Raw genomic sequence first — 26,236 nt, forward strand, 5'->3', positions numbered from 1 at the left:
ATTCATCTTTTAGGGTTGATGATCCTGCTGGCTTCCTGTACTAAGAAACAACAGGAACCGATGACACCATGGGGTGGAGAGGAGGCAGATTCTGTTGCTGGCGACTTCGACTTGGAGCAAATTGTCAGTAATGGTGAGTTGATAGCACTCGCTGTGACAGGACCAGAGACCTATTATGACTATCGTGGAAAGCAACTGGGTACGGAATATATGCTCTGTCAGCGTTTTGCGAATAAGATAGGAGTGAGTCTTCGAGTGGAGGTCTGTCGTGACTCTCTTGAGATGGTACACCGTCTTGCCGATGGGGATGCTGACTTAATCTTGTTTCGCAACAGTTCTCTGTCTAAACGACTCGCTTGGAAGATAGGTGACGATAAACCCCAGTTGGTGAAGGCGCTAACGGAATGGTATACCCCTAAACTGTTGGATGAGGTGAAGAAGGAAGAGGATTACTTGTTGTCGTCACGTTCTGTTAAACGCCGTGTCTATGCTCCTATGCTGAATGCCAAGGGGGGTGTCATTTCCCATTATGACGCCTATTTCCAACAGTACTGTCGCAGCATCCGCTGGGATTGGCGTCTGATGGCGGCACAGTGCTATCAAGAGTCAACCTTCGACCCACAGGCTCGTTCGTGGGCTGGTGCCTGTGGACTGATGCAGATCATGCCTTCTACGGCTGACCATCTTGGATTGGCACGGTCGGATATGTTTAACCCGGAGAAGAGTATTGCCGCTGCTGCCAAACTCATTGGTGAACTTGACCGCTCATTCTCAGATATCCGTAATCAACAGGAGCGCATCAAGTTCATCCTAGCCGCCTATAATGGTGGTGCCAACCACGTTCGTGATGCGATGGCACTGGCAAGAAAAAACGGTCGTGACCCACAACGTTGGTCGGATGTCAGTCATTATATCTTGATGCTTGCCCAGCCGGAATACTACAACGACCCCGTCGTGAAGTATGGGTATATGCGAGGCTCGGAGACCGCGGGTTATGTCGATAAAATCATGCAGCGGTGGAACGGCTATCGTGGTGTGAAATCTCCGTCCATAGGCGGAATGTCCGGCACACCGCAACGAGCTGTCCATGAGAAGAAAAAGTATAAAATATGAAAACTAAGATATGTAACCTTTTAAAATGTAGGATATGTCAACATGGATTTTAATCAGTTTGATGAGTAGTTGGCTGGGTACCCAGTCCATACAGGGAATTTTCTCGAGGATGCCAAAAGGTCAATTGGTCATGATAGAGTATTCGGAGCAAGGGACAATGGCAGGGTATAGGTACTATGGGTGTGTGGAACTTCAGAAAGACGGTTCCGTTACTGTCAAGGCTCAAAAGGAAAGCTATGGTGAGATTATTGAGAAAAAAGTGAAGGCAGAGGTGCTTACGGAATTGAGAGACATCGTCAAAGGGCATAAGATGTACAGGTATAAGGAAAGATACCGTCCTTTCTTCGAAGTCTTGGATGGGTATTCATGGTCTTTCACCGCTAAGTTCTCTGACGGAGAGTCAATCAGCTCGGCTGGATACAATGCCCGTCCTAGTGGAGAGGGGTTGAAGACGTTGATGCAATATATGATGAAATTGGTAACTGATAACTAATAGCGAGGCTTGCCGGTCGGCAAGCCTCGCTGTGTTAAATTACTGATGTTGTTCACGTAGTAGGTCGTTGACGGTTTTTACGGGGTTGAAAGTGCCGAGGGGAACTTCTACAAAGATAGTACTCCAGTCACTCATGGCACCGTTCCACAGACCTGGCAATTCCAATGCCAGTAACTCCTTGCCACTCTTCGATTTCTGAGAGATGAATCCCGTAGTCGGGTCGACATACTTAGGCAGGTCGAAAGCATTGCCCTTGTAATCCTTAACTGCGCATACGAGGTCAACGGGATTGAAATGGGTGCCTTTAGTGAACATCTCCATATACTCCTTGTTTGACTTGTCAATCTGTGAGCTCTCCAAAATCTGTAACGATACGGTACCGTCCTGATTGTAAGTAAGGAACGGGCCACCACCAGGCTCACCTACGTTCTTTACCACACCGCAGACGCGCATCGGGCGGTTGAGCTTGTTGCGTAAGTAGATAACCAGTTCGGCATCCTCCAGTTCCTTGATATCCGACTTGCGGCAGCAGAGGTCTTGTTGTACAAAGCGGATGATCTCCTCAATCTGCTCATGGCTGTACTTTCCAGTATCCAACAGACGCAGATACTCAAAGGCTTTCTCCTGTAGGGTGACGAGTACACCAGCGATGATCTGTTTCCACTCTACTGTCTCAGGTTTCAGACGATCAGGTACCACATTGTCGATATTCTTCACAAAGATGACATCAGCCTCTATCTCGTTGAGGTTCTCAATCAGAGCACCATGACCGCCTGGACGGAACAGCAGGGTGCCGTCACTGTTGCGGAACGGGGTACCGTCAGGATTGGCAGCAATAGTATCAGTAGAAGGCTTCTGCTCAGAGAAGGTGATGTCGTACTTGATACCATATTTCTTGGCATAGACATCTGCCTTTTGCGCTACCTTTGCTTTGAAAAGATCCATGTGCTCGTGACTGACGGTGAAATGTACATGTGCCTCACCGTTAGATGCAGCATAGAGCGCTCCCTCAACAAGATGTTCCTCCATAGGGGTGCGAGGACCTTCTGGATAGTTGTGGAAGAGTAGCAAGCCCTTGGGTAATTGTCCGTAGTTGAGACCCTCTGCCTTCAACATGTTGGCAGCGACAGCCTTGTAGTTACCTTCGCTGATGAGTGCCTTGATGCCCTTGCCTTCATTCTTCTTACAAGCAGCATCGAGTTCATCATAGAAAGCAAACTTCTCGATATTGTCGAAATACTTCTTCTCGAAATCTGTAGTAGGCACGTCATAGTCAGCATCCACAAAGGCAAACATGTCTTTGAACATACGACTGGCAGCACCAGAGGCAGGAACGAATTTCACGACGCGCTTGCCGGCAGCCTTATACTGTTGCCAAGCCTCTACATACTTTTTACGGTCGGCTTCGTTAGGAGCGACAATGCCACGTTCAATACTGGCAGCGGCTTCCAGTTTCAGGAAAGGGAATCCCGTTTTGAACTGTCCGAGCTGATACTCAATCTGAGCTTCACTGATGCCCTTCTGGGCAAGTTGTTTTAGGTCTTGTTGTGATAACATAATATTAAAAATTATTTAGTAGATTCTAATCTGCAAAGATAAGGAAAAACCATGATAACTCCAAATGTTTTGCCAATTATTCTTTACTTAGCAAAAAAATTCGTACCTTTGTCGGCGAATATTAATAAAGGTAAGTCAAATTAATCAAAATAGATAAAAAATGAAAGCATTTGTTTTTCCCGGACAGGGAGCACAGTTCGTAGGTATGGGTAAGGACCTCTATGACAACAACGCCACAGCGAAAGAACTTTTTGAGAAGGCTAATGATATTCTGGGTTATCGTATTACCGATATCATGTTTGAGGGTACTGATGAGGATTTGAAGCAGACAAAGGTGACGCAGCCTGCCGTATTCCTTCACTCAGTGATCTCTGCCATCTGTATGGGTGATCAATTCCAGCCAGAGATGACGGCAGGTCACTCTCTGGGTGAGTTCTCTGCATTGGTAGCTGCCGGTGCGTTGAGCTTTGAGGATGGTCTGAAACTGGTATATGCCCGTGCAATGGCAATGCAGAAGGCATGTGAGGCACAGCCCTCCACGATGGCTGCCATTATAGGACTCCCAGACGAGAAAGTCGAAGAGGTATGCGCCGAGGTTAGCAAGATGGGCAAGGGTGTATGTGTCGCAGCTAACTATAATAACCCGGGTCAGTTGGTTATCTCAGGTAATATTGAAGCCATCAACGAGGCTTGTGAACAGTTGAAAGCTGCAGGTGCCAAGCGTGCATTGCCTCTGAAGGTGGGTGGCGCTTTCCATTCTCCTCTGATGCAGCCTGCTAAGGATGAGCTGCAGGCAGCTATTGAGAAGACTGAGTTCCAGACTCCGAAATGTCCAGTCTATCAGAATGTGGACGCTAAGCCTCATACGGATGCGGCAGAGATTAAGGCAAACCTGATCGCCCAGTTAACGAGCTCTGTACGTTGGACACAGATTGTGCAGAATATGATAGCCGATGGTGCTGACGACTTCACGGAGTGCGGTCCTGGTAAAGCCCTGCAGGGTATGATTGCCAAGATCAACAAAGAGGTATCTGCGCACGGTATCGAATAAATTCCTTAGAGGAACAGAATAATGAAAGAGAAGGTTATCATCTACCAGGTGTTCACCCGTCTTTACGGGAATCGGAACACGACACGACAAGAGAACGGCACCATCGAGGAGAACGGCTGCGGAAAGATGGCAGACTTTACTCCAGAGGTGTTGGAAGGCATGGCGCGGATGGGTATCAGTCATATGTGGTATACGGGAATTATCCGACATGCTACTGTCACTGATTATACAGCCTATGGTATCCCTCGACAGCACTCAGCTGTCGTCAAGGGGAAGGCAGGCTCTCCATATGCTATTACGGACTATTATGATATTGATCCGGATTTGGCAATGGATGTTAACCAGCGTATGCCTGAGTTCGAACAGTTGGTGGCGCGTACCCATGAGGCAGGACTGAAGGTCATCATCGACTTTGTTCCAAATCATGTGGCTCGTCAGTATCATTCTGTCTGTAAACCGGCAGGTGTGAAGGACTTGGGTGAGGATGACCGTTCTGACTGTGGTTTCGATCCGGTAAACAATAATTTTTACTATTGTCCAGGTCAGCGTTTTATGCCATCTTTTGACCTTTATCATGGGGAACAGGAACCATATGTTGAGGAACCTGCCAAGGCAACGGGAAATGACCGTTTCGACAATGCTCCAGGGAGGAATGACTGGTATGAGACAGTGAAACTGAACTACGGTGTCGATTATTATGCCGGTTGCGTTGGACATTTTGAACCGATTCCCAATACTTGGAAGAAGATGACAGATATCCTGTTGTTCTGGGCATCCAAAGGTATAGACGGTTTCCGTTGTGATATGGCGGAGATGGTACCAGCCGATTTCTGGGCATATGCCACAACGATTGTCAAGCGGAAATACAAGGATGTTGTCTTTGTGGGTGAGGTGTATAATCCCAATGAGTATCGTCATTATATCGCTTCTGGTTTTGATTGGCTGTATGACAAAGTAGGGATGTATGACACGATGCGTAACGTCATCTGTCATCAAGCTCCTACTAGTGCTATCAGTGGAGCCTGGCAGCAGACGGATGATATTCGTGACCACATGCTCTATTTCTTGGAGAATCATGATGAGCAGCGTATTGCCAGCGATTTCTTTGCGGCAGATGCCATGAAGGGCGTGCCGGCAATGATAGCCTCGTTGCTGATGCAACAGAATCCTTTCATGCTGTACGCTGGAGAGGAATATGGTGAGCATGGTATGGACAAAGAGGGTTTCAGTGGTAATGACGGTCGTACGACGATCTTCGACTATTGGAGTATTGATACCCTTTGTCGTGCGGCAGAGAATAAATTGACAGCAAAGGAGAAACAGCTTTTTGATATTCATAAGCGTGTCATGCAGATAGCCCGTAAGGAAAAGGCTGTCAGAGATGGTGTGTTCTTTGATTTGATGTATGTGAACCCACAGTTGGAGCGTCAGTATGTGTTCCTCAGGAAAGCAGGTAAGGATCTCTTGTTGGTAGCAGTGAATTTCGATGATTATGCTGTCGCAATTGATGTAATCATCCCGGCTCATGCCTTCGACTATCTGAAAATAGAAGAGGGAGTATATCCTACCGTGGATCTGTTGACAAAGGAGAAAGAGGATACAGAGTTGAAACGCGACGGTTCCATCCGTCTGACAATGGATGCAAGAGGCGGATACGTGCTAAAGATGAAAGTGTGAGATGGAAGATTTTATCTTAAACGAGCATCATAAAGAGGAATATCCTCCTGCACATACTGCAGAGCATCTCCTGAACCAGACGATGATTCGGTTGTTCGGGTGTGAGCGCTCCTATAATGCGCATATCGAACGGAAGAAGAGTAAGATGAGTTTTCATATCGACCATAAACCTTCTCGACAGGAGGAGAGGGAGATAGAACGGAGGATGAATGAACTTATCGACGAAGACCTTCCTGTTACTTTTGAGTTTGTGACCCGGGATAATCTTCCAGAAGGTGTGTCACCAGACCGACTGCCTGATGATGCTTCGGAGACCATCCGACTGGTGCGTATCGGTGACTATGATGTCTGTCCATGTATCGGGAAACATGTACGCTCCACTAGTCAGATAGGACGTTTCGAGATGTTAGGTACCAATTGGGACGAGCATGAACGGTCGTTCAGGGTGAGATTCAAGATTGTATAAACAAAACATCCCGACTGTGTGGTCGGGATGTTTCGTTTATTATGGTAATGCAATCTTCATAAACACTGGGTAGTGGTCAGAGTAGGTCAGTTCCGTTTTATGATACTCTAGTCCTTTATATCTCTCACTATGGAAGATATAGTCGATACGGACATTTTTCTTGCCACGGTAGGTTCCCATGTATCCGCCACTTCCACATTCCTTGAAACCGTCCACGAGGTCACCCAACATCGTCTTATAGACGTAAGAGTAGGGGACATCATTGAAGTCACCACACACAATACACGGTATTTCTGAGGAACGTATCTCGTTGGCAATGATATTTGCCTGAGAGGCACGGAACAGCATTCCTAACGAATAGTTGCCGTAAATGGCACTCAGCACACGGTTCTTGCTCACGTCATAGCCTTGTGCTTCCAGATTTCCAGCCTTATACATCGTTCCATTGATGCCTGTCGTCTCTAAGTGAACATTAAAGACACGAATCTTCTCTCCATTCACATCAATATCCACATACATACCCGCTTGTCCGGAATCTTCAAAAAGGAAGGGCTTCATCTTTTTGATGGGGTAACGGCTGAATACAACGACATCCCTTCCTGCTAATGCCACATAAGGAAAATACTCTTTGTAGGATTCAGTGTTTTTGATGTCACCGCCGGTCTCCATATATTCTTGAATACAGAAAACATCCACTTTCTGTCTCTTCATCTCTGCCAGTATGTCTTGTGCCAAGAAACCGGAGGTCTCCCTGTTGAATCTTGCCACGTTATAGGTTGCGATCTTCAGTCCCTTTTGTGCATCAACCGCTTTCTCGTCAATAGAGCGTATTTGGAAAAGGGTTCCGATATACGGGATACAGCAAAGTATCGTGATAAACGGAATGATGGCAATAAACCAACGCTTGCGTACTAACCAGTAGACGAGTAACACTAAGTTGGCGATAATCAATATCGGAAGGATATAGACCACCATGGCTCGTGCCATATTGCCCGCAGGGTTGACATCACCTCCAAATAAACCTAAGAAGGTATAGGCAGATACAATAAGTTGCAGCACTAGAAACATCATTGCCACATACTTATAAACAGCAAGTTTTCCCATAGAAATTATTTTTTCAAGTATTTCTGTATCATGTCAAGCAAATTCTCCACGCGGAAAGGCTTAGCAATAAAATCATTGCATCCAGCCTCTTTCGCTTCCTTGATATTCTCATCGAAGGCATAAGCGCTCAATGCGATGACAGGTACGTCATGGTTGACTTCCTTGATAATACGTGTGGCGTCTAAGCCATTCATGTCCGGCATGCGGATGTCCATCAGAATCAGGTCGGGATGCTCGTCTTCACAGATGGTTACTGCCTCAATGCCATTATGGGCACGTAGCAGACGGTAACGTTTTGACAAGACAACCTTAACCAGTTCGAAGTTATTGTCCTCATCTTCTGCTACCAGAATCAGTGGCGCATTCTCCACATCAGTGCGTGTGCTGACACGAATCGTTCTCGAATTCGTGGTGATACGAGTATTTTTAGCGACTCCTCCTATCGTTCCTTCGAAAGGCAGGTGAAAGCGGAAGGTGGAACCCTCTCCAAGTGTTGATGAGACAGAGATAGTGCCACCCAGTTTCTCCACAATAATCTTACTGAGCGGAAGTCCAAGACCATAGCCGTTCTGTGAGTTTTCCGCATCTTTAGAGACATATGTGTTAAAGATGACGTCCATATCTTCCGGTGCAATGCCTGTGCCTGTGTCCGATACGTAGAATTCTACTTCCTGACCATCATCAATCATGCGATAGCCGTAAGTAATACTACCTTTGGATGTATGCTTTAATGAATTACTGATCAGGTTGGAGAATACCTGCATGATACGATTGGCATCCGTATTTAGCGTAACAGCCATGTTGGGCTTATTCCATATCATCTGCACCGTTTCGGGGCATCTAAACTTAAAGGTGTTCATGATGTTATGGCACACCTCGTTCAGGTCAGTCATTGTCTTCTTGATGACAACCTCACCAGACTCAACTCTTGACAAGTCGAGAATCTCGTTGATAAGTGTCATCAAACGGGTATTATTGCTTTCAATAATCTCCATATATTTTGAACGCTCTTCCTGAGAGTCTGTCTCGCACATGACTCTGGAAAAACCTTCAATGGCATTGAGGGGAGTGCGGATTTCATGACTCATGTTAGCGAGGAAGAGGGATTTCATCTTGCTGGCTTTCTCAGCATCGTGAGCCTTCTCCTCATATTCTGCTAATTTGTTATTTGCCGCTAACAACTTCTGGTTGGCAGCATCTAACTTAGCATTGGCTTCTGCAATTTTCTGCAGGAGTAATTCACGTTCGTCTTGAGTCATTGCTTCTCACCGATTAAGTGATATATTTTGCAAAGGTATAGAATATTTTTCGAATTACAAAAATATTAATATGTTTTTTTATCCTCTTTTTGCTTTTTCCCATGCACCACTGTTCTGATGACTTTTCAAGTATGCCATACCACGGAACACATTAAGGTTCATAAACAGGAAATAATAAGGGATATAAAGGAGTTTGTTTTTTTTGCCATTCTTCTCTAACCAATAGCCTAAAAAAGCTGCTAAATAGAACAATATCTGTAGAATCCAGATGATGTTATACAGAATCCCGGCTTTCATAAATACCAATACCACGTTCAGGGGAATCAGTAAAAGGAGGGCAATAGGGGTGATGCTCCATCTTAAAACACGATGGGAAATCAACTGAAAGGCGACCAGTGGTTGACGGAAGGGGTTCATCATGTCGCGTAGCCACCATATACTCTGTAGTCCACCAGCAGCGATTCGACGCTTGCGTTTCGACTCTTCCGTTAAATCGGCAGAACCGTACTCCATTGCGTAGGCATCAGAGGTGTATGCGATTTTGTAACCTTTGTCCACCATACGGAGTGACATGACAAAATCATCGAGCAACGCATTCTCTGGCATCGGCTCATAGAGCGACCTGCGGATGGCGCATAATTCTCCTGCGGCTCCCATGGCAGAGTAGAGTTCTCCGTCCCACCGCTTGAGGGTACTCTCATATTTCCAATAGAGGCCTTCTCCTTCCGCTGCGGCTTGTCCTTCATGACGGGCTGTTACGTGTTTTTCTCCAGCGACGCATGCTACCTGTGGATCCATGAAGCAACGGACAATCTCAGTAATGGACTCAGGGTTCAGCATGGTGTTCGCATCAGTCATCACCACAAGCTCGTCTGTGACTTCACCCAGTCCGTGATTCAGGGCAGCGGTTTTCCCACGACGCTCAGGGGAAAAGATCACTTGAACGTCAGGATATTTTGCAAGATAGTCGTTGGTGGCGTCATTCGAACCGTCAGTTACCCATACAACGTGCAGTTTAGGGTAGGTGATCTGGTGGGTATTCTCCATCTTGATATCTACGATATCCTGCTCGTTGTATGCGCATATCATCAGGGTTACTTCTGGTAACTCATTCTCTGGAGGCAGTTGTGCCTTCTCTGGTTTCCCCTTAAAGAGACGTTTCAGTCGTATCAAGACCCAGAGCAAGATTCCATAACCTAAATAGGTATAGAATACCAAAGCCAGACATATCCAGAAGATAACTTTCAAAGTAACCATGACCTGACGGTATTTGTTTATTCGTTTGTTTCTATTTCCTCTTGCATGTCGATGAACTGGCGGTCCTTGTCATAGAACTCATATTGCAGGAAAGCCAGTTTCTGCGAAGGAATGATTCGGATTCCCCAGCCGTATTTCATCTGCCAGCGGCGTTTCAGTGAGATGACACCTTGGTTGATATAGGCTGCGACATAAGGGTGTACATGGAGTGAGAAACTGGTGATGCCTATCTTGTTGACTAAGCGGTCAATTTTGCTCTCTAACTGGTCTGTAAACAGGATAGATGATTTGATCTTTCCTTTACCAAAACAGGTGGGACAGGTCTCCTCGACATTCACATCCATAGCGGGACGGACACGCTGACGGGTAATCTGCATCAGTCCGAACTTGCTCAGTGGCAGGATGTTATGGCGTGCACGGTCTTTTTGCATGTTCTTGCACATTCGCTCATAAAGCATTTGGCGGTCTTCTGCAAGATTCATGTCGATAAAGTCAACCACGATAATGCCACCCATGTCACGAAGGCGCAGCTGACGAGCCAGTTCGTCGGCGGCTCCGAGGTTCACCTCCAGTGCGTTAGCCTCCTGTCCGTTTTCTGCTCGGGTGCGGTTGCCGCTGTTGACATCCACTACATGCATCGCCTCTGTGTGTTGGATAATCAGATAGGCTCCGCGCTTGTAGTTGACAGTCCGTCCAAAGGATGACTTCAGTTGCTTGGTGACGTTGAAATTGTCGAAGATGGGTACAGTGCCTGTATACTGCTTGACAATGTCTTTCTTATCTGGAGCGATCAGACCGACATAGTCTTTTACTTGCTGGAAGATTTCAGTGTCATTGACATAGATACCATCGTACGTGGGGTCGAAGAGGTCGCGTAGCATCGCGACAGCCCTGCCCGTCTCTTCGAAAGCCAATTGTGGTGTTGTGGTCGCTTTCTGTACTTTCGTGATGGTGTCTTCCCAGCGTTTTACCAATACTTTCATTTCCGCATCAAGCTCCGCGACACGCTTTCCTTCGGCGGAAGTCCTGACAATGACTCCGAAGTTTGCGGGCTTGATACTTTGTATGAGTTGTTTCAGACGTGTACGCTCTTCCCCTTTCTTGATCTTCGAGGATACAGACACTTTTTCCTGGAAAGGCATCAATACCATATACCTGCCGGCAAAACTAAGGTCGCAGGTCAGTCGGGGGCCTTTTGTGGAGATGGGCTCCTTGACAACTTGTACTAAGATCTCCTGTCCCTGCTTGAGAATGGTTTGTACACTTCCTTCTTTGGGCAGATCCGGCAGACGTGTTGCCTTGGAAATAGGAAAAAGCCGTTTCCTGTCGCTTTGTACCTGTTTGAGATACTTCTCGTAAGAGCTGAATTGAGTGCCTAAGTCAAGATAGTGTAAGAAGGCATCGCGTTCAGAACCCACATCCACGAAGCATGCGTTCAGTCCAGGCATGAGTTTACGAACCTTGCCCAGATAAATGTTCCCGACAGAGAAAGACGCCTCTCGTTTCTCATTCTGGTATTCCACCAGGTCTTTATCCTCGAGAAGGGCGATGGAGATCTCTTTCGGTTGGACGTCAATGATTACTTCACTATTCATACTTAGTTGTTTGTTCTTTAATGGAAAGGGTGTACCAACTTACCTGCCGGCTTGTCAGTACACTCCTTTCATTTCTTTTAGACTTAGCAAGACTTACTTGCTCTTGTGACGATTCTTGCGCAGTCTCTTCTTACGCTTGTGAGTAGCCATCTTGTGGCCCTTCTTTTTCTTTCCGTTTGGCATAATGTGTATAATTTAAATGTTTGATGTTTTATTTCATCTTAGCGATAAAGCTCTTGGCGGGCTTGAAGGAGGGGAAGTCGTGTGCGTCAATCACCAGTGTCGTGTTCTTGGAGATATTGCGAGCCGTCTTCTTGGCACGATGCTTGATGGTAAATGTGCCAAACCCACGTAGATATACGTTTTCTTTCTGTACTGCCATGCTCTGACGAATCTCTTCCATAAATGCCTCCACTGTGGCTGCTACGTCTTTTTTTGCAAGGCCAGTGTCCTCAACAATCTTGTTGATAATGTCTGCTTTTGTCATCTTGATATGGTATCTAAAATGTTTACTTGTACTGAATTATTTTATTTTGGACTGCAAAGATACTGATTTTCAGCGGGAAACGAAAATATATTAGCATTTTTTTTTGAAAAAAGATTGTTTCCTTGACGGAGGGAGGTTACTTTACACCTATTTATATAATAAGGTGGTATCTATTTCAATTGCTGCAGTCTGGCAATGTATTTCCCAATGATGTCGAATTCGAGATTCACGACACTGCCCACCTTGATGTCGCAAAAATTAGTATGCTCAAAGGTATAGGGGATAATCGCCACTTGGAAAGTGTTCTTGGTGGGATTGCATACGGTGAGTGATACTCCGTTGACGGTTACAGAGCCTTTGTCAACGGTGAAGTAGCCATTCTGTGCCATCTCCTTGTCCTCCTTGTATTCAAAGGTGAAGTAGGTAGATCCGTTGGCATCCTCGACGGCAATGCAGTTTGCTGTCTCATCGACATGTCCTTGTACGATATGTCCGTCAAGTCGTCCGTTCATCAGCATCGAGCGCTCCACGTTTACCTTGTCGCCCACCTGCAGCAGTCCGAGGTTGGAGCGTTCCAATGTCTCTTTCATTGCTGTGACGGTATAGGTTCCGTCCATAATACTGACCACAGTCAGGCATACGCCATTATGTGCAACGCTTTGGTCAATGCCCAGTTCATCAACAAACGAGCAGCGCAGGGTAAAGTCGATATTATCCCTGTCTTTGTGGATAGCTACTACAGTAGCAAACTCTTCTATGATACCGGAAAACATAATACTATCTATTGAAAAAAGAAAGGGCCGCATCGAGGATGTGATGAAAACTCCTTTGTTATAAGATGAAGAGCGCTCTCAGCCTTTGTAATCCACCGGTTTTACAACTTCTCCGAAGAGATGTGGCCCGCCATTGGCAAAAAGACAACTCAGTTTTCAATGTAATTTGATGAGTATCCCGATCGAATCGATACGGCCCCGTTTTCTTTATTTTAGTAAGCGAAAAGAGGATAGTCCTTCATGCGCTCATTGACGCGCTTGCGGACACTGGCAATGACTTGCTCGTCCTCTGGAGCATTCAGCACCTCTTCGATGAGGGCTGCGATCTCCACCATCAGGTCTTCCTTCGCACCACGGGTTGTGATGGCAGGAGTTCCCAGGCGGATACCACTGGTCTGGAATGCGGAACGGCTGTCGAAGGGCACCATGTTCTTGTTGACGGTGATGTCTGCGGCAACGAGGGCATTCTCTGCCACCTTACCTGTCAGCTCAGGATATTTTGAGCGGAGGTCAACCAGCATAGAGTGGTTGTCTGTGCCTCCACTGACGATGGTAAAGCCACGTTTGATCAGCTCCTCGGCAAGTACCTTGGCATTCTTCTGGACCTGCTTTGCCCACTCCTTGAACTCTGGTTTTAGCGCCTCACCGAAAGCTACCGCCTTGGCGGCGATGACATGCTCCAGTGGACCGCCCTGCTGACCAGGGAATACAGCGGAGTTCAGTAGTTGTGACATCATCTTTGTAGCGCCCTTTGGAGTCTTGTAGCCCCAAGGATTCTCAAAGTCTTTGCCCATGAGGATGATACCGCCACGAGGACCACGAAGGGTCTTGTGAGTAGTAGAGGTCACGATGTGAGCATACTTCACAGGATTGTCAAGCAGACCTGCGGCGATGAGTCCTGCAGGATGTGCCATGTCGATCATCAGCAGGGCACCTACCTTGTCGGCAATCTCACGCATCCGTTTGTAATCCCACTCACGACTGTAAGCAGAACCGCCGCCGATAATCAGTTTGGGCTTGTGCTCTAAAGCGAGGCGTTCCATCTCGTCATAGTCCACACGACCTGTCTCTTTGTTGAGGTTATAACCTACAGGCTTGTAGAGGATACCGCTGGTGTTCACCAGTGAGCCGTGAGAGAGGTGACCGCCGTGGTCGAGGTTCATACCCATGAAAGTATCACCTGGTTTCAGTACAGCAAGCAGCACAGCGGCATTCGCCTGTGCGCCAGAGTGTGGCTGTACGTTGGCATACTCTGCGCCAAACAGTTTGCAGACACGGTCGATAGCAAGCTGCTCCACCTCGTCAACTACCTGACAACCGCCATAGTAACGGTGTCCGGGGTAACCCTCTGCGTATTTGTTGGTCAGGTAACTACCCATAGCCTCCATTACTTGATCGCTGACGAAGTTCTCCGACGCAATCAGTTCGATACCTTTCAATTGGCGTTGATGCTCTTTCTCTATGAGCTCAAAAATCGCATTGTCTCTTTCCATTGTTTATTTAGTTTTGTATGTTAATTCTTTATTATATTTATCCATTCATGGCGAGCAGGAACTCTTCGTTGGAATGTGTCTGCACCAGTCTGTCGCGCACCGTGTTCATTGCCTCAATAGGATTCATCTCGGCGATGAACTTACGGATAATCCACATGCGGTTCAGTGTTGTCTGATCCTGTAACAGATCATCACGACGGGTAGATGACTGTACGAGGTTGACAGCAGGATATACACGTTTGTTGGCAAGCATGCGGTCGAGCTGCAACTCAGAGTTACCTGTACCCTTGAACTCCTCGAAGATCACTTCGTCCATCTTAGAACCAGTGTCAGTCAGTGCGGTGGCGATAATCGTCAGTGAGCCACCATTCTCAATGTTACGAGCTGCGCCAAAGAAACGCTTGGGTTTCTGCAGGGCATTAGCGTCGACACCACCCGTCAGTACTTTTCCACTTGCCGGTGCTACGGTGTTGTAAGCTCGTGCAAGACGAGTGATAGAGTCGAGGAAGATCACCACATCATGTCCGCACTCTACCATGCGCTTCGCCTTCTCCAATACGATACCTGCGATTTTCACATGACGGTCGGCTGGCTCGTCGAAGGTGGAGGCAATCACCTCGGCATTCACGGTACGTGCCATGTCTGTCACTTCCTCAGGACGCTCGTCAATCAGCAACATCATGATATAAGCCTCTGGGTGGTTGGCGGCGATGGCATTGGCGATATCTTTCATGAGGATCGTCTTACCTGTCTTCGGCTGGGCGACAATCAGGGCGCGCTGTCCCTTGCCGATTGGTGAGAACAAGTCGACAATGCGGACAGAGGGGTTTGTCGTGGCGGGGTCGCCACAGAGCGTGAATTTCTCGTCAGGGAAGAGTGGGGTGAGGTGTTCGAAGCTCACACGGTCACGTACTTCCTGTGGTTGGCGACCATTGATGGTCTCCACATCCGTCATGGCAAAATATTTCTCGTTATCATGGGGAGGACGTACGCTGCATGCAACGACATCACCGGTCTTGAGTCCATATTTCTTGATTTGTTGCGGACTTACGTAGATGTCATCTGGTGACGACAGATAGTTATAGTCGCTGGAACGCAGGAAACCGTAACCGTCTTGCAGCATCTCCAGTACGCCGTTGCCTGAAATCAGGTTGTCAAAATTGTATTTCTCAACAGGAGCTGTGTTCCGGGCTGGTGTATATGCATTCATCTCTGGTGCCATGGCAGCCGTATTCACTTGTGACATGGGACGGTCGAAGATGTCCAGTGTGGGAATAGCCTCGCCATCCTCGATGGGGATGTCAACGACAGTGATGAAGTCGGTGCCGTCACCGGGGTCTCCCTCCCATACACCATCGGGTGTAGCGACAGCGCCGTTGTCCTGTTGCTGCGGTGCCATCTTGTTTTGTAACTCTTCAATCACGTTGGGATCAATAGACTCCTCGTTATTCTGAGCAGCTTCGGGAACGTCAGCAACTTCCTGGGCAGGCTCTTCCGCTTGTTCCTTGGCAGCAGCCTCCGCAGCCTCACGGGCAGCGATTTCCTCAAGTTCTTTTTTCGACTTCCTTCCACGTTTCTTGGGAGCAGGTTTCGGCTCTTCTGCGGGAGCCTCAGCCGTGGCTTTCTCTTTTTGCTCTTCTTGTTTCTTAGCCTCTGCAGCGTCAGCCTCTGCGAACAGAGAGTCGAGTGAAGGTTTCTTCTCCTTGACGGGCTTGGTTGCTTTCGCGTCAAGATTCTCACCTTCAGCACCATTGACGGTATAAACCTTCTTGTTATCCTTCTTCGTGATTCTGGTACGCTTACGCTTGGTGGCGCCACCATTTGCGGCAGAGTCCTCGGCAGCTTTGTCGAGAATCGCATAGATCACTGTCTCCAGCTCGTCGTCCTGCGACACTTTAATACCGAGGTCATTGGCTATCTCCATCAACTGGGGGATATCCATTTGTTCTAATTCATTCTTCGTATACATATATATATCTGTATTCGTTTTCGATTTTGTTTGAAAAATAGGGTGGGAATGTTTCACGAGTGGAAACACCTTGATGAACAGGAAATCATCCCCGGGAGGGGTGGGATTCCTTAATTCGTGTGCAAAATTACAAAGAATAATCTGAACCGCCAAATTATTTAAGAGTTTTTTCCTTTCAGCTTTCCGGGGGTGTTTTACGAAGGCGGCACTTCCTGCCCCTGAAGGTGCCGCTTCCTCGGGTCGAAGGCGGCACTTCCTCGGGTCGAAGGCGGCACCTTCTTAGGGCGAAGTATGTATGAAGATGACTCTATACTCGACAATAAAAATAAAAAAAACTCCTTTTTATTTTGTATTTTGCTCACTTATTTGTATCTTTAAGCCTTCTTTGAAGGCATGAAGATAGGCTGCATCTCAAAAAAATTCAAATAATATTTGGTTTTTTGTTCGATTTGCACTATCTTTGCACCCAATTTGAGAAATTAGACGCGAAAAGAACAGTCGATGAAGAATGACAACATGAAGAATCAGTACCGCATTAACGAGCAGATCCGTGTTCGTGAGGTACGTATTGTAGGCGAGGGTGAGAGTACTGTCGTTCCTACTCGTCAAGCATTGGATATGGCGCATGACCAAGGTGTGGACCTTGTGGAGATATCGCCGAATGCCAATCCTCCAGTATGTCGACTGATTGACTATTCGAAATTCCTCTACCAGCAGAAGAAACGCCAGAAAGAGATGAAGGCGAAGCAAGTGAAGGTGGAGGTGAAGGAGATTCGTTTCGGACCCCAGACCGATGAGCACGACTATCAGTTTAAGCTGAAACACGCCAAGGAGTTCCTGGAAGAAGGTAATAAGGTACGCGCGTATGTGTTCTTCCGTGGTCGCTCTATTCTCTTCAAGGAGCAAGGTGAGGTGCTGTTGCTGCGTTTTGCCAATGACTTGGAGGAATATGGTAAGGTAGAGCACATGCCATCACTGGAGGGTAAGAAGATGTTCCTCTATCTCGCGCCTAAGAAAGCAGGTGTTGCAAAGAAGAGTCAGCAGGCTCGTGACCGTGAAAGGCTACGGGTAGGCGACGATGAGTCTGTTGCCGAGGCAAAAGAGGCAGAGAGACAACAGGCACCGTCGAACGGAGGACTTTTCGCCAATGCGAAGATCAGTGCCGACGCACTGAAGAAACTGACAGAGAGCGAGGAGGATTGAAAAAATGAAATGAAGAAGGTGGCGCGCCCGGTATATGCGTAGTCGCCGATTATAATAACAATTTAAATATTTAAAACAATGCCAAAAGTAAAGACAAATTCCGGTGCGAAGAAGAGATTCTCGTTCACGGGTACAGGTAAGGTCAAGAGACACCACGCTTACCACAGTCACATTCTGACGAAGAAGACCAAGAAGCAGAAGCGCAACTTGGTAGGTTCAACCATCGTTGATGTATCCAACATGAAGCAGGTTCGCGACCTGTTGTGTCTCCGTTAATTCACCTATTGTCAAACATTTAAAGTAAGAAGAAACTATGCCAAGATCAGTAAATCACGTTGCATCAAGAGCAAAACGTAAAAGAATTCTGAAACTCACTCGCGGTTACTTTGGTGCCCGCAAGAATGTTTGGACAGTAGCCAAGAACACTTGGGAGAAGGGTCTTACCTACGCTTATCGCGACCGTAAGAACAAGAAACGTAACTTCCGTGCCCTGTGGATTCAGCGTATCAACGCCGCAGCCCGCTTGGAGGGTATGAGCTACTCAGTCCTGATGGGTAAACTTGCCAAGGCTGGTATCGAGATCAACCGTAAGGTGCTCGCCGACCTCGCCATGAACAACCCTGAGGCTTTCAAGGCTATCGTGGATAAGGTGAAGTAAATCTCCGCATGGAATGAAAGAAAAAAGTCGTGACTCTTTGGAGTTGCGATTTTTTTTATTACCTTTGGCATCATGAAACGTTTCTATGTGACAGGGCTACTGACGATGCTGCTGTTGTCCGCATCGGCTCAGTTCTTACATGAGGGCGACACCATCGCCATCATCTCCCCATCGAGTGCTACAGATACTGCCACTATCAACGGAGGTGTCCGGACATTGGAGCGATGGGGCTTCCATACTGTTGTAGGACGGCATGCCCTGAACGACTATCGTGGTTTCGCCGGGACGATAGAGGAACGTAAGGCAGACCTGTTGTGGGCTTTGACGACACCGAGTGTGAAGGCTATCATGTGCTCCCGTGGCGGTGATGGTGCCGTCCACCTGTTGTGTGAGTTGTCTCCTAAGGTCTTTCGGCGTTATCCCAAACTGCTCATCGGCTTCAGCGACATCACCGCCTTACTCTCCGCAGAGGCATGTGCAGGCAACATGGGTATTCACGGCTCTATGTGTCATGCCATCAATACCTATGAGGGGAATGATACCGTCAGTCAGTCTTTGCGACGGATGATGACTGGCGACTTGCCAGAATACCATGTCGATGCTCATCCATTGAACCAGTCTGGAAAAGCGAGGGGCGTTCTCGTAGGAGGTAATATGTCCGTGCTGCATGGTCTTGCAGGATCCGACTATGACCCTCTGCGACTCCCGGGGATCATCCTTTTCGTTGAGGACACAGGGGAGGGGATGACGAAAGTCGACCGTATGTTGCATAACATAGAGGTACGCGGCTTGATGTCACATGTCAAGGGGGTTATCATCGGACAGTTTACCAGTTATAAGAAGGTGCCCAACACTTTTCCAGACATGAACTATATGTTCCATGAGTACCTGCGGAATTATCATATCCCCGTATGCTACGACTTCCCAGTAGGTCACCGTCACATGCATAACTTCCCTATGCTGGTAGGCAGCATGGCAGAACTGGAAGTAAGAGGGGAGGGCGTCACCCTTCGTTTCTGTCCGTAAGGTCGTGGTCGGTCATCGCACAGACACAGGAGTCACTCCATACATTGACTGCCGTCTCCACCATGTCGATAATGGTATAGATGGGGAGGATGATACCGAGTACGGCAACGGGGGCATTGATGCCTGACATCAAGGACAGTGTCAGGAAATAGCAACCCATCGGCACTCCTGCATTCCCTATTGCTGATACCACAGAGATAAGCAGCCATGACAACATGGTGGTCCAGGTGAGTGTGATACCGCCCTGTTGCATGACAAAGAGACTGGTGACGAGGATAAATGCCGCACATCCGTTCATGTTGATGGTCGTACAGATAGGCAGTACGAAACGTGCCACCTTTGACTGTACTCCTAACCGCTGCTCTGCCGTCTCCATCGTGACGGGCAGGGTGGCGGCACTGCTTTTGGTGAAGAGTGCCATCAGGACGGCTGGCATCATCTTCGACAGGGTACGGATGGGATTCAATCCCCTTAGCAACAGGAAGAGGGGAAGGACGACAAAGAACTGGAGGAGGTTGCCACCCAGTACGACGGCAACATACTTACCTAATGAGTCTGCGATGACGCCGGCATTGAGTTGTGCCGACAATTGTGCAGCAAAGGCGACAATACCGACTGGCAGTGTCCATATCAGTCCACGGATCATCATAAACAACAGGTCTTGCAACCCATGCAGGAATTTCACTACTACCGTCTTCTGTTCTGTCTCTGGCATTCGTGCTAAGGCAATACCAATTGCCGCTGCCAAAAGTAATAGCGAGAGCACATTCCCCTCCAGGAAGGGCTTGACAATATTATTGGGAATGACAGTTAACAGATGGTCTATGTAGGAGAGTTGAGTACTAGGGGTGGAGAGTGGAGAGTCAGTTTCCACAGTCTTTATATCCAACTGTCCCGGTGCGATAACCACATAAAGGAGGAGTCCTACCGCCGCTGCCACGATGGTGGTCAGCAGGGTATAGGAGATGGTGTGTCGGAAGATGCGTCCTGCCTCCTGTCCCTTTCCCAATGAGGTAAGTGTCGTCGCAACGGCAAGCACAATCGTCGGAACGGCAAGCAGTTGGAACAGCCGTACATAAATCGTGGCGACGAAGTTCATCACATCATCCAGCCATCCGGTCTGTAATAATCCAAGGATGGCGCCCACAATAAGGGCGCCAATCCATACTAACATTTGCTTCATTTAGATAATTAACGGAAAAAATGGCTGTTTATTGTTATTTCTTATGGGTCTGACGCCAGGTGTGCGCATAGTCAATGACAGCACGTAACTTCTCCCAGTCGGTATCTCCAGGAACGGTGCAGTCAGCACCCAGGATGAAGTTGGGAGAGGCATTCACCAAGACCTTGTCGACAGCAGCCTTCGCTTCCTCAACAGAGCCTGTGGCTATCACACCCAGTCGTTCCAGACCACCGAAGATAGGACGACCAAAACGCTGTTGTGCTTCTTTCAGATTAAGGGTAGAGCCGTCGGAGAAGTTCAAGGGAACGTTGATGATGCTGGCAGGATAGTCGGCAAAGGCATAGAGAGCCTCAGCGTTCTTAAAAGGAGTACCATAGTCGCAAATATGCAGGATATTGATCTCACCAATCTCGTTGGCAACCTCAGAGACATGTTTGTCCCACTGGCGTACCTGTTCGTTCCATATCTTGGATGAGAGGGAGTTGCCGTCACCACCTTGGCTGGATACATAGAAGCCGTCGGCACCATGCTTACGAGCAGAGCGCAGGTAGTTCTCGATAGAGAGGGAGAGATTCCTGATAGCCTTACCAAACGCCTCAGGATTCTCCTCTGCGAGTTTCTTCAGGTCCTTGCCACGACCTAAGGTCTGGTGGGCAAGTGCCAGGGGAGAGTAGACGGTAGGCAGTATGAATGCCTCTTTGCCGAACTCACGGGCAAGATCCTCGATGACGGCTACCTGAGGAGCGAAGAACGCCTCGTCATAGACGGGTACCTTTTCCCAGTCTTTGCCATTCTTGATGTCAATCTGCGGTACACTGATCTCATAGAACACCTTTACGAAGTCCATATTGGTGGCACGATAAAAGTCCTTGTGATCCTGTACTGCCTTGCGTCCGAGTTTGTTCTCGAAATGCAGGAAGAAACCTGCCGGCACATACTCGTTAGGACGACTCTGGTCGAGTACCTGCAGGATGCGCTCACGACGATTGTTAGCTACTTGTGACTGTGCGTCAACGGTTTGGAAACTTGCGGCTACAAGAAGAGCCACAGCGATAATTCTTAAATAATCTTTTTTCATTGTTTTTTTATTATTTATTGTTATTTCGATATTTCGAGATTTCGAGATTCTGTTATTCAAAAGTGCTGTCATAAGGTCCTTCGCCAGACTCACCGCTATAACCCCAGTTCTGTTCCAGATTCCGATTCAGGATGAGCTGGTCTTGTGGCAGTGGCAACAGGTAGTTCTTCTTCGACACATTCTGTGCTTTGGTGGTCTTCGTACCCAGCGTCTCCGCGTCAGTCGGCGTGTTTGCTTTCACATACTTGACGAGGATATGCCAGCGGATAAGGTCGAACCAACGCTGTCCTTCTAATACGAATTCCAAACGACGCTCCTCACGCAACCGCTCACGGAATTCCTCCTTGGTGAGTCCGGAAAGTTCAAGTGCAGAACCATCAGAGGGAGTGAACTGTGCGTGCTCATAGGGACTCCAATAGGCGCGACGGCGTACCTGGTTGATGGCATCATAGGCAGCAGCCGTGGGACCGTTCAGCTCGTTCTCTGCCTCAGCCTTGATGAGTAACACCTCCGCATAACGGATAATGGTGGTGTTGACAGACTGTCCTGCAGAGTTACCAGGAGAAGAAGGATTGGCATAGTTCAGCGAGTCGATATACTTACGGAAGCGTGGGATGGTAAACTCGAAATCCTCTCCCGTGTTGGGGTTGTAGAGACGCTTTGCCCAGGAACCGTCACGACGCTGGTCGCGAGGGTCTGTCTGCTCATAATATTTGTCACTGGTGGCGAGCAGCACAGGCTCTGAGTTACTCCAGTTGGTGGCAAATGTACAGTGTCCTGACACATTACCATTGATGGTACGGTCGTGCTCGATGGAAAAGATATGTTCCGCACCATTTTTCTTGTCTACCGACCAGTTGTCAATGAACTTATCCAGCAGACGGTACTTCCCAGAACTGATGACCTTATCTGCATACAGGATCGCTTTCTTGTAGTAATCACTTTGATTTGTCTTCCCTTTCTCACTGCTGGTCTGTGCCCATACCAGATATACCTTGGAGAGAAGGGCTGAAGCGGCAAGTGATGATGCCTTACTGTCGAGACTGGTATAGTTGGCTGGCAGGCTCTCACCTGCTGTAAGGTCGGCGACAATCTGCTCATACACCTCGTCCACACTATTACGGGGGGCACCCTCTCCCTCACCGTCATGCAGGACGATGGGAACTCCTCCGAAATAACGCACCAGGTTGAAGTACATGAAGCCACGGAGGAAACGAGCCTCGTTGATGTAGTTTTGTTTTGACTGCTCGTCGAGCCAGGAAGCCTCACTCACCTTGTCGATGACGACATTGGCACGGTTGATGGCAGTATAATGCTCCTCCCAGGCATAACTAACAAAGACATTCGTAGGTTGTACGGCAAAGTTGCTAAGCTCACGGATATGTGCCGAGTTTGTCTGTGCCCCAGCCTTCACATAGTCAGTCTGCAAGTCATTGATATAGATACTCTGGTTATTGAACATCCCATAGAAACCATCTACCGTGAATTCCTGATAGATACCATTGACGGCAGTCTCTATATCTTCCTTACTCTGATAGAAATTGTCCTTATCAATGGAACTGATGGATTTCTGCTCTAAGTCGGCGCAACTGCTGAGCAGAAGTGTTGCTATATATAGTAAATTCTTTTTCATAATTTTCGATATTCCGTTATTTCGATATTCCGTTATTTCGATATTCCGATATTCCGATATTCCGTTATAATGTGATGTTAAATCCAAAGAGTATGGTCTTGGCGGCAGGGTAGGCACCATAGTCCACTCCCTGATACAAAGCACTGGTCTCATCGATGCCGTTACGGTTGGCTTCTGGGTCATATCCATTGTAATTGGTAATCGTGAAGAAGTTCTGTAACGAGACATACAGACGTAGCTTGGCGTCCTTCGTGATCTGTGGGACAGACAGAGTGTAGCCTAATTGGATATTACGGAACTTCAGGTAGCTGGCATTCTCCACGAAACGGTCGTCAGCATAGATAGAGGTAGCACTGCTTGCCTTTTGGATGGTATTGCTGGGATTGGTCACCGTCCAACGGTCTGCCACTTCGGCAAGTGGATTGTAATAATAGCCGTTACCACGATCCAGACGACAGGCGAGGGCATTGAAGAGTTTGTTACCATAACTTCCGCTTATGCTTACGAAGAGATCCCAGTTCTTGTAAGCTACCTTGGTATTGAAACCATAGGTGAAGTTCGGCTGGATGTTTCCCAATACGACACGGTCTTGCTCGTTTACCACACCGTCGCCATTGATATCCTCAAACTTCGGATTACCAGGCTCTACAGTAGAGATGGTTTGGGCAGGCAGGCTGCTGAGGTCCTCGTCCGACTGGATGATACCTTTGAAGCGATAGCCGTAGAAGGTGCCAAGGGGCTCGCCGACCTTCACAATCAACGGGTTGATATACTGTAGCGTACCTACCGCCGCAAAATCAGGGAGGAAATACTCTGAGTCTCCTAGGCTGGTCACCTCGTTCTTGTTATGTGCGATATTCGCATTGACATTCCATTTCCACTTCTTATTGTCAATCAGTACTCCGCCGATTTCCAACTCCACACCTTTGTTCGTTACAGAGCCCACATTGCGAAGCACGGTGGAGAATCCTATAACCTGCTCGACAGGTACGTCTAACAACAGATCGTTGGTTTTTTTGTAATACGCATCCAACGTCACCGTCAGACGGTTTTGGAAAAAGCCGGTGCTCAATCCTATATTATATGAGGTTGTCGTCTCCCATTTCAGGTCAGGATTAGACTTGTTCTCGATGATGTAGCTCGTTGCCTTCTGGTTGTTGATAATCACGGTGCGAGGTACTACATTGGCGGCAAACTGGTAATCGCCAATCTCCTGGTTACCCACCGTACCGATAGAGGCACGTAACTGGATGAAGTCGACATTCTTGCCAAGATGGAGCCATTTCTCGCGGTCAATATTCCATGAGAGACCTAAAGAGGGAAACCATCCCCAGCGATGGTTGTCCGCAAAGCGACTGGAGCCGTCGGCACGCAATGTCAGCGATGCGTTATAACGGGAGTCGTAGCTGTAGTTTACACGACCGATCCATGACTGCAGGGTGGAGATATAATGACTGCTGACAGAAGGAAGGGTAGTTGCGGCGGCACCTAGATTGTCATAACCCGTGGCATCGTTGCTGAATCCATAGGAGGTGGTGGCGACACTGCTACGGTCGGTATGCTGAGCAGTATAACCTAACAGGACATTCAGGGAGTGTACCCGCTTGAACACATTGCTATAGGTGGCTGTATATTCAGTCTGCCATGTTGTGGTCTTTGTCTGCCCCACTGAGGCATAGCCGTTGTTGGCGAGACCGCCAGTCGTATAGGAGGGAGCATAGTAGCTCTGTCGGGTGTTGGAGATGTCAGCCCCCAGACTTGCCTTCAGTTTCAACTGTGGGATAACGGTCCACTCGGCGAAGCCAGTACCTATAAAACGAGTGTTCTCCGTCTCTGCCTTTGTGTTCTCCAGATCGCTGATAGGATTACCAACGCGTCCGTTATAGATATCCACACTGGTAGGAGTGGGCTCATAGTTATATGAACCGTCTGCATTATAAATAGGGGTATAAGGCGTATGTGAGATGGCGGCGACCCATGGGCTGGGGGAGAACATGCTTCCACTGTTGTCGGCAACACCTGTTACCTTGTTATAGGCACCATTGGCATTGATGCCCACCAGCAATGTCTTGAAGATATTTCGCTCATAGTTGGCACGACCTACATAACGCTTCAGACCTGTACCTTTCAAGATGCCGTCCTGACTCTTATAGCCACCACTGATACTGTAACGGGATATCTCATCACCACCGACAACTGACACCTGATGCTCTTGTGAGAAACCAGTGCGTAATGCGGCATCCTGCCAGTCGTAGCTCTGGGTGGGGGTGTCAATATGATAACCTACCTCCCCATTGTCATACAACTCATTCCACAGACCGACCCATTGCTGGGCATTCAGATAGCTCAGTCTCTTGGCGATGGAGCTCCATCCGAAAGAGGCGTTATAAGTAATGTTGTTACGACCATGAGATCCTTTCTTAGTGGTGATGATGATGACACCATTGGCACCGCGGGTACCATAGATGGCGGTGGCTGATACATCCTTCAAAACCTCGATACTTTCGATGTCAGCGGGATTGAGAAAGGCAAGTGGATCGAGGGTTGCATCACTGGTCTTGGCTCCTGTACGGTTAGACGCAGGGTCGTTATACACGATAAAGCCATCGATAACATAGAGAGGCTCATTACCTCCCGTGATGGAATTACCACCACGTATGCGGATGATGCTGGCGGCACCTGGTTGACCACTGGTCTGGGTGACGTTAAGACCAGCCACTGCACCTTGTAAGGCACTCTCCACGGAGTTGTTCTGCTGATGCAGGAGTTCACTGCCTACACTGGAGATAGCACTGGTCAGCTCCAAACGCTTCTGCTCACCATATCCAATCACTACTACCTCGTTCAGTCGACTGGCATTGTCGCTCAACTGGATATCAACGGGTTCAGAGGTGTCATAGACATCTACCTCTTGTGGACGGTAGCCGACATACTGAACACTAAGGGTAAGGGGCAACTCTACGTTGGTCACCAATGTGAAGTTTCCGTCTATATCTGTTACGGCACCTAACTCCTTGCTCGACTTGGGAACCACAGAAGCTCCAATCAATGACTCTCCTGTACGAGTATCCGAAATATGTCCCGTGATGGTGGTCTGTGCGACTGACGGCAATACCGTAGCCAGCACTATCAGTAATAGTACTAATCTTGTTTTCATCTTT

Annotated in this window: 20 protein-coding genes and 1 pseudogene; 8 read left to right on the forward strand and 13 right to left on the reverse strand. The window is 47.9% G+C overall.

Annotated features, from left to right (window positions below; translation table 11 throughout):
* Positions 1-18 precede the first annotated feature (18 nt).
* A complete protein-coding gene (locus BM257_RS03295; protein WP_092068214.1) occupies positions 19-1,113 on the forward strand; it encodes an MltF family protein in 1,095 nt (364 codons plus the stop codon).
* Between the two features lie 34 nt (positions 1,114-1,147).
* Entirely contained in the window at positions 1,148-1,606 is a 459-nt protein-coding gene (locus BM257_RS03300) for a hypothetical protein (protein WP_092068216.1), read from the forward strand.
* Between the two features lie 39 nt (positions 1,607-1,645).
* Here BM257_RS03300 and BM257_RS03305 read toward each other — a convergent pair whose 3' ends face one another.
* Complete coding sequence (locus BM257_RS03305; RefSeq protein ID WP_092068218.1) at positions 1,646-3,163, reverse strand: DUF4301 family protein; 1,518 nt, start codon at positions 3,161-3,163, stop codon at positions 1,646-1,648.
* Positions 3,164-3,323: 160 nt separating this feature from the next.
* Here BM257_RS03305 and fabD point away from each other — a divergent pair, with 160 nt between their 5' ends.
* Positions 3,324-4,214 carry an ACP S-malonyltransferase gene (gene fabD, locus BM257_RS03310; RefSeq protein ID WP_092068220.1) on the forward strand — a complete coding sequence of 297 codons (891 nt, stop codon included), beginning with the start codon at positions 3,324-3,326 and terminating at the stop codon, positions 4,212-4,214.
* Positions 4,215-4,235: 21 nt separating this feature from the next.
* Positions 4,236-6,357 (forward strand): annotated as a pseudogene (locus BM257_RS03315) (alpha-amylase family glycosyl hydrolase).
* A 39-nt stretch (positions 6,358-6,396) separates the two neighbouring features.
* Here BM257_RS03315 and BM257_RS03325 read toward each other — a convergent pair.
* The 8 genes from BM257_RS03325 to rho form a co-directional block, all read right to left on the reverse strand.
* Entirely contained in the window at positions 6,397-7,461 is a 1,065-nt protein-coding gene (locus BM257_RS03325) for an endonuclease/exonuclease/phosphatase family protein (protein ID WP_092068226.1), read from the reverse strand.
* A gap of 5 nt (positions 7,462-7,466) precedes the next feature.
* Entirely contained in the window at positions 7,467-8,720 is a 1,254-nt protein-coding gene (locus BM257_RS03330; protein ID WP_092068228.1) for a response regulator, read from the reverse strand.
* A 78-nt stretch (positions 8,721-8,798) separates the two neighbouring features.
* A complete protein-coding gene (locus BM257_RS03335; RefSeq protein WP_092068230.1) occupies positions 8,799-9,977 on the reverse strand; it encodes a glycosyltransferase family 2 protein in 1,179 nt (392 codons plus the stop codon).
* 17 nt (positions 9,978-9,994) lie between these two features.
* A complete protein-coding gene (locus BM257_RS03340; protein WP_092068232.1) occupies positions 9,995-11,572 on the reverse strand; it encodes an Rne/Rng family ribonuclease in 1,578 nt (525 codons plus the stop codon).
* A 211-nt stretch (positions 11,573-11,783) separates the two neighbouring features.
* A complete protein-coding gene (locus BM257_RS03345; RefSeq protein WP_092068234.1) occupies positions 11,784-12,059 on the reverse strand; it encodes an HU family DNA-binding protein in 276 nt (91 codons plus the stop codon).
* 170 nt (positions 12,060-12,229) lie between these two features.
* Positions 12,230-12,832, reverse strand: a complete 603-nt coding sequence (locus tag BM257_RS03350) for a riboflavin synthase (RefSeq protein ID WP_092068236.1) — start codon at positions 12,830-12,832, stop codon at positions 12,230-12,232.
* Between the two features lie 212 nt (positions 12,833-13,044).
* Positions 13,045-14,325 (reverse strand): serine hydroxymethyltransferase, encoded by a 1,281-nt coding sequence (glyA, locus tag BM257_RS03355; protein WP_092068238.1) that lies wholly within the window; start codon positions 14,323-14,325, stop codon positions 13,045-13,047.
* 37 nt (positions 14,326-14,362) lie between these two features.
* Positions 14,363-16,294 carry a transcription termination factor Rho gene (gene rho, locus BM257_RS03360; RefSeq protein WP_092068240.1) on the reverse strand — a complete coding sequence of 644 codons (1,932 nt, stop codon included), beginning with the start codon at positions 16,292-16,294 and terminating at the stop codon, positions 14,363-14,365.
* 501 nt (positions 16,295-16,795) lie between these two features.
* On the opposite strand from rho, the gene infC reads away from it, so the two are divergent.
* The 4 genes from infC (at position 16,796) to BM257_RS03380 (ending at position 19,181) form a co-directional block, all read left to right on the forward strand.
* Positions 16,796-17,497: a translation initiation factor IF-3 gene (infC, locus tag BM257_RS03365; protein WP_092068242.1), complete on the forward strand. Its 702-nt coding sequence runs from the start codon at positions 16,796-16,798 to the stop codon at positions 17,495-17,497.
* A 78-nt stretch (positions 17,498-17,575) separates the two neighbouring features.
* Positions 17,576-17,773, forward strand: a complete 198-nt coding sequence (gene rpmI / locus BM257_RS03370; RefSeq protein ID WP_092068244.1) for a 50S ribosomal protein L35 — start codon at positions 17,576-17,578, stop codon at positions 17,771-17,773.
* 37 nt (positions 17,774-17,810) lie between these two features.
* Entirely contained in the window at positions 17,811-18,155 is a 345-nt protein-coding gene (gene rplT, locus BM257_RS03375; protein ID WP_092068246.1) for a 50S ribosomal protein L20, read from the forward strand.
* A 72-nt stretch (positions 18,156-18,227) separates the two neighbouring features.
* Entirely contained in the window at positions 18,228-19,181 is a 954-nt protein-coding gene (locus BM257_RS03380; RefSeq protein ID WP_092068248.1) for a S66 peptidase family protein, read from the forward strand.
* Here the strand turns inward: BM257_RS03380 and BM257_RS03385 are convergent.
* The 4 genes from BM257_RS03385 to BM257_RS03400 form a co-directional block, all read right to left on the reverse strand.
* Positions 19,159-20,355 (reverse strand): dicarboxylate/amino acid:cation symporter, encoded by a 1,197-nt coding sequence (locus BM257_RS03385; protein ID WP_255405486.1) that lies wholly within the window; start codon positions 20,353-20,355, stop codon positions 19,159-19,161. The genes BM257_RS03380 and BM257_RS03385 overlap by 23 nt on opposite strands.
* Positions 20,356-20,398: 43 nt before the next feature.
* The gene (locus tag BM257_RS03390) at positions 20,399-21,442 is read right to left on the reverse strand and encodes a uroporphyrinogen decarboxylase family protein (RefSeq protein ID WP_177215997.1); all 1,044 of its coding nucleotides are present in this window, start codon (positions 21,440-21,442) and stop codon (positions 20,399-20,401) included.
* 52 nt (positions 21,443-21,494) lie between these two features.
* Positions 21,495-23,075 (reverse strand): RagB/SusD family nutrient uptake outer membrane protein, encoded by a 1,581-nt coding sequence (locus BM257_RS03395; RefSeq protein WP_177215998.1) that lies wholly within the window; start codon positions 23,073-23,075, stop codon positions 21,495-21,497.
* A gap of 64 nt (positions 23,076-23,139) precedes the next feature.
* On the reverse strand, positions 23,140-26,232 hold the full coding sequence (locus BM257_RS03400) for a SusC/RagA family TonB-linked outer membrane protein (protein WP_092068256.1): 3,093 nt from the start codon (positions 26,230-26,232) through the stop codon (positions 23,140-23,142).
* Positions 26,233-26,236: the final 4 nt, after the last annotated feature.

The organism is Prevotella sp. tf2-5, assembly GCF_900115435.1.
GTDB lineage: Bacteria > Bacteroidota > Bacteroidia > Bacteroidales > Bacteroidaceae > Prevotella.